General features: G+C 50.1%; 1 rRNA gene. It reads left to right on the top strand.

Annotated elements, in window-relative coordinates:
• Positions 1-8: 8 nt before the first annotated feature.
• Positions 9-2,913 (top strand): 23S ribosomal RNA (locus H8891_RS14845); the annotation flags it as partial.

The following is a 2,913-nucleotide window of genomic DNA, read 5'->3' as shown; positions in this document are numbered from 1 at the left end:
TAATAACTGGTCAAGTTATTAAGGGCGCAGGGCGGATGCCTTGGCACTAAGAGCCGATGAAGGACGTGATAAGCTGCGATAAGCTTCGGGGAGTTGCACGTAAACTTTGATCCGAAGATTTCCGAATGAGGAAACTCACTTAGAGTAATGTCTAAGTATCGTTAAGTGAATACATAGCTTAGCGAGGGGAACCCGGGGAACTGAAACATCTAAGTACCCGGAGGAAAAGAAAGAAATTCGATTCCGTAAGTAGCGGCGAGCGAACGCGGAACAGCCCAAACCAGTGAAGTTTTCTTCGCTGGGGTTGCGGACACATCATCAACGAAGAGGTATCGTAAACGAAGAGAGTTGGAAAGCTCCGCTATAAAGTGTAATAGCCACGTAGTTGAAACGAGAAGACTTTAGATGTGATCCAGAGTACCACGGGACACGTGAAACCCTGTGGGAAGCAGGAGGGACCATCCTCCAAGGCTAAATACTACTTAGTGACCGATAGCGCATAGTACCGTGAGGGAAAGGTGAAAAGAACCCCGGGAGGGGAGTGAAATAGAACCTGAAACCCTGCGCTTACAAGCTGTGGAAGCACTTTTTATGTGTGACCGCGTACTTTTTGTAGAACGGGCCAACGAGTTACGATAGTAAGCTAGGTTAAGTACTTAAGGTATGGAGCCGTAGTGAAAGCGAGTCTTAAATGGGCGTTAAGTTTGCTGTCGTAGACCCGAAACCGAGCGACCTACCCATGAGCAGGATGAAGCGAAAGTAAAATTTCGTGGAGGTCCGAACCCACGAGCGTTGAAAAGCTCGGGGATGACTTGTGGGTAGCGGTGAAATTCCAATCGAGCTCGGAGATAGCTGGTTCTCCCCGAAATAGCTTTAGGGCTAGCCTCAAGGTTGAGAAATACGGAGGTAGAGCACTGAATATCCTAGGGGGCATTGCGCTTACCGAAGATTATCAAACTCCGAATGCCGTTATTTTATACTTGGGAGTCAGACTGTGGGTAATAAGATTCATAGTCGAGAGGGCAACAGCCCAGATCGTCAGCTAAGGTCCCTAAATGTAAGTTAAGTGGTAAAGGATGTGGGATTGCATAGACAACCAGGATGTTGGCTTAGAAGCAGCCACTCATTTAAAGAGTGCGTAATAGCTCACTGGTCGAGTGATCCTGCGCCGAAGATTACCGGGGCTAAAACTTACTACCGAAGCTACGATATCATTTATGATAGGTAGGGGAGCTTCCTATGCAGGCTGAAGCATGACCGTAAGGACGTGTGGACAGTATAGGAGTGAGAATGTTGGCATGAGTAGCGAGACGTGGGTGAGAATCCCACGGGCCGTAAACCCAAGGTTTCCAGGGGAAGGTTCGTCCGCCCTGGGTTAGTCGGGACCTAAGCCGAGGCCGAAAGGCGTAGGTGATGGACAACAGGTTGAGATTCCTGTACCACCAATAATCGTTTGAGAGATGGAATGACACAGTAGGATAAGCTAACCACACTGTTGGTTATGTGTGGCTAAGTACTGAGGCAGTCAAGGTAGGCAAATCCGCCTTGATAATGCTGGGGTACGATGGGGAGCGAAATTAAGTAGCGAAGTAGCTGATTTCACACTGTCGAGAAAAGTTTCTATCGAGATTAAAGGTGCCCGTACCGCAAACCGACACAGGTGGGTGAGGAGAGTATCCTAAGGCCAGCGAGAGAACTGTTGTTAAGGAACTCGGCAAAATGACCCCGTAACTTCGGGAGAAGGGGTGCCACGTTAGGGTTCACGCCCGAGGTGGCCGCAGAGAATAGGCCCAAGCGACTGTTTACCAAAAACACAGGTTTCTGCTAAGTCGCAAGACGATGTATAGGAGCTGACGCCTGCCCGGTGCTGGAAGGTTAAGGGGATCTGTTAGGACTTGTCCGAAGCAGTGAACTTAAGCCCCAGTAAACGGCGGCCGTAACTATAACGGTCCTAAGGTAGCGAAATTCCTTGTCGGGTAAGTTCCGACCCGCACGAAAGGCGTAACGATTTGGGCACTGTCTCAACAACAGACTCGGTGAAATTGTAATCCCGGTGAAGATGCCGGGTACCTGCGACAGGACGGAAAGACCCCATGGAGCTTTACTGTAGCTTGACATTGAATTTTGGTGCTACATGTACAGGATAGGTGGGAGGCTATGAAGTCGGGACGCCAGTCTCGGCGGAGCCATCCTTGGGATACCACCCTTGTAGTACTGAGATTCTAACCAGATACCTTGAATCAGGTATTGGGACACTGTCAGGTGGGCAGTTTGACTGGGGCGGTCGCCTCCCAAAGAGTAACGGAGGCGCTCAAAGGTTTCCTCAGCACGGTCGGAAATCGTGCGAAGAGTGTAAAGGCAAAAGGAAGCTTGATTGCAAGACATACAGGTCGAGCAAGGACGAAAGTCGGACTTAGTGATCCGGTGGTTCCGCATGGAAGGGCCATCGCTCAACGGATAAAAGCTACCCTGGGGATAACAGGCTTATCTCCCCCAAGAGTCCACATCGACGGGGAGGTTTGGCACCTCGATGTCGGCTCATCACATCCTGGGGCTGTAGTAGGTCCCAAGGGTTGGGCTGTTCGCCCATTAAAGTGGTACGCGAGCTGGGTTCAGAACGTCGTGAGACAGTTCGGTCCCTATCCGTCGCAGGCGTAGGAAATTTGAGGAGACCTGTCCTTAGTACGAGAGGACCGGGATGGACGTACCTCTGGTGTACCAGTTGTTCTGCCAAGGGCATGGCTGGGTAGCTATGTACGGAATGGATAAGCGCTGAAAGCATCTAAGCGCGAAGCCAACTTCAAGATAAGATTTCCCACCGTAAGGGTAAGATCCCAGGAAGACTACCTGGTTGATAGGTCAAAGGTGGAAGTACAGTAATGTATGTAGCTTATTGATACTAATAGATCGAGG

Origin of the sequence: Paeniclostridium hominis (genome assembly GCF_014306135.1) — a bacterium.
GTDB lineage: Bacteria > Bacillota > Clostridia > Peptostreptococcales > Peptostreptococcaceae > Paraclostridium > Paraclostridium hominis.
Note: the sequence above shows the minus strand (reverse complement) of the source record. Positions and strands in the feature narration are given on the sequence as shown.